Below are 2,556 nucleotides of genomic sequence, written 5' to 3' on the forward strand. Positions count from 1 at the left end.
GACATCGATCGTGCCCTGCTTTTCATCGAACAGCGCAACATAGTCCGCCCGCCAGCCGAGACCTGGTGTCAGGTACCGCAGCGAGGCTTCGCGCGTTCCTGCCCCGGCCTCAACCGTGATCGACAGCGTCGGATCGGCCCGCATGTTGGGTGGCACCTTGTCGAATATCACCCGCACCGGCAGGCCATCGTCGCGCAGCACCTCGATCCGGCTCCCGATCTGCAGTACCACGCCGCCGTTGGCCGCCAGCACCACCGCTTGCTCGCGCGTTTCCGAGCCGGTTGCCGGGTTGGTGCGGACCAGCGTGATGGTCTGCCCCACCGCGTTTTCCATGATCTTGGCGGGGGAGAGCAGATCGTAATCGAAATTCTGCTCGATCACGGCCAGGTCTTTCGCGGCCAGGGTCGCGGTTTCGGGACGGATCTGGGCGGAGACGTTCTTGAATTCCACCTTCTGCCGATCGCCAGTGAAAGTGATCGTGCGGGTATCCTGCACCAGCGCCTGGTTGTCGGAATAGATCGTGATGTCGATCCCCGGTTCGGCCAGCGCGGGAGCGGCAAGGGCGGTTAGCGATGCGGTGAGGGCAAAAGACAGGCGCTTCATGGGCTTGGGCCTCCTCTGAAGCGTCATGTGATAAGGTAACATGGCGGCAAGTCAAGGCGCGCTTGCCCTTGCCGCCATCGCGGCTAGGCTGGGGGGATGATCCTGATCACCGGCCACATTATCGTCCGCCCGGAACGCCGCGCTGAGGCGCTGGCACTGGGTACCCGCCACTCCCAGCGCTCACGCGCCGAACCGGGCTGCTTTGCGCACAATTGCCACCTCGATGCCGAAAATGAGAATCGCATCGTCTTCGTCGAGGAATGGGCCGATATGGCGGCGGTCAAGACCCACTTCGCGGTGCCGGAATCGGGAGAGTTTGTGCGGGAGCTTTCCGCAATGAGCGATGCGCCGCCGGTGATGCGGATTTGGGAGGCTAGGCCCGTCGAGGGCCAGGCGCTTCATCAATAGACAAGCCTGTAGTTAGGCAACGACGAATAATAGTACGCACCAATGGTCGTGTTGAAGCCGACAATGACATTGAAGCCGATCGGGGTTGGCGACATCTGACGGTCGATCCGGATAAAAAGGTGATGGTTTCGCGTGTCCATCGCAAGCACTGTCACCACCCCGTCACCGTATTCCAGTCGTTTTGGAAGCACTCCGGGTGTGACACTTGTCCGCCGGTGGGTCCAGGTACCAGGCTGGCCCGCGCCGATGTTCAAGTCGGTCATGTGGATTTTGCCATCGAGCATGTCCGTCATCGGCATTAATTCGGAATCGCTTGCCGGTGCTTCCTTGTAATAGACAATTCCGAATTTCCCGCGTCCGGAAAACTCAGATTTTGTTTGGCCTGGTAGGCAATTGGCGAAACTGAACTGGCACTCTGATCCTGTTCCCATTTGGCCCCCCAAATGAACCCGCTATCGAATTTCTGGTCCGCGTCCTTGTCGACGAGGCAGATGCGGACCGCATCGTCGAAACGGAGGGTTTTGTTGACAGAACCAACTGGCTTTCGCTCCTGCTTGGTCGTAGCGCGAGGCTCGGAGCAATACAGCACCGCGCCTGACGGCGCTCTTGGATCGTCAATGGGCAGAGTCCCTTTGCGGAGAGGTGTTTCACTTCCAAATTGCATGACGATTCCGGCAATTTCAACCGAACCTGATTCCGCGACAGCAGCTTCGGATGCCACTACCTTTCCAGAGAAAACCGCAACGCCGTATTCAATCTCAACAACCTTGCCCTCGGGTATCCTGGATTCAGGGATAAGCATGAGGGGAGTGAGCTGTGGGCTGGCAATCTTGCTCTGCCCCCATGCAGGCATACTGGAAGTTGCAAGGGCACCTGATAACATCAGCCCTATGACAAGGTTTTTTCCGCGCATGACGCATGAAACAATGGACTATTTTGCGTTCTGATCAAGCATCAATCATCTCAGGATCCAATTCCCCCGCGCGGTTCTGGATGAACATGAAGCGCTGGGCAGGATCGCGGCCCATCAGCTTGTCGACCAGTTCCTTCACCGCCGCGCGGCCTTCGTATTCGGGGGGCAGGGTGATCCGCACCAGGCTGCGCTTGGCCGGGTCCATCGTGGTTTCGCGCAGTTGCTGGGGATTCATTTCGCCCAGGCCCTTGAACCGGCCAACGTCGACATTCTTACCCTTGAACTGGGTGGCTTCCAGTTCGGCCCGGTGGGCATCGTCGCGGGCATAGGCGCTCTCTTTGCCCGCCGTCAGACGGTAGAGCGGCGGCTGGGCGAGGTAGAGGTGGCCGCGGCGGACCACCTCGGGCATTTCCTGGAAGAAGAACGTCATCAGCAGGGTCGCGATATGGGCCCCGTCGACATCGGCGTCGGTCATGATGATGATCCGGTCGTACCGCAAATTGTCGGTGTTGCAGTCCTTGCGGAAGCCGCAACCCAGCGCCAGGCCAAGGTCGGCGATCTCGCTGTTGGCGCGGATCTTGTCGGCGGTGGCGCTGGCGACGTTGAGGATCTTGCCGCGGATCGGCAGGATC

The 2,556-nt window shown here is 59.8% G+C and carries 4 protein-coding genes and 1 pseudogene; 1 reads left to right on the forward strand and 4 read right to left on the reverse strand.

From position 1 onward, the window contains the following. Positions 1-603, reverse strand: a pseudogene (locus ABL922_RS14495) (DUF4139 domain-containing protein); the annotation flags it as partial. A gap of 96 nt (positions 604-699) precedes the next feature. Here ABL922_RS14495 and ABL922_RS14500 point away from each other — a divergent pair. After that, entirely contained in the window at positions 700-1,011 is a 312-nt protein-coding gene (locus ABL922_RS14500; RefSeq protein WP_349024918.1) for a putative quinol monooxygenase, read from the forward strand. Here ABL922_RS14500 and ABL922_RS14505 read toward each other — a convergent pair. The 3 genes from ABL922_RS14505 to ABL922_RS14515 form a co-directional block, all read right to left on the reverse strand. Then, the gene (locus ABL922_RS14505; RefSeq protein WP_349024919.1) at positions 1,005-1,310 is read right to left on the reverse strand and encodes a hypothetical protein; all 306 of its coding nucleotides are present in this window, start codon (positions 1,308-1,310) and stop codon (positions 1,005-1,007) included. The genes ABL922_RS14500 and ABL922_RS14505 overlap by 7 nt on opposite strands. Beyond that, positions 1,310-1,924 carry a hypothetical protein gene (locus ABL922_RS14510; RefSeq protein WP_349024920.1) on the reverse strand — a complete coding sequence of 205 codons (615 nt, stop codon included), beginning with the start codon at positions 1,922-1,924 and terminating at the stop codon, positions 1,310-1,312. Before ABL922_RS14510 ends, ABL922_RS14505 begins: the two co-directional genes overlap by 1 nt. Positions 1,925-1,958: 34 nt before the next feature. Continuing rightward, positions 1,959-2,556: toprim domain-containing protein (locus ABL922_RS14515; protein ID WP_349024921.1), on the reverse strand; the 598-nt coding region annotated here is incomplete at its 5' end.

Source organism: Sphingorhabdus sp. (assembly GCF_040079335.1).
Classification (GTDB): Bacteria; Pseudomonadota; Alphaproteobacteria; order Sphingomonadales; family Sphingomonadaceae; genus Sphingorhabdus_B.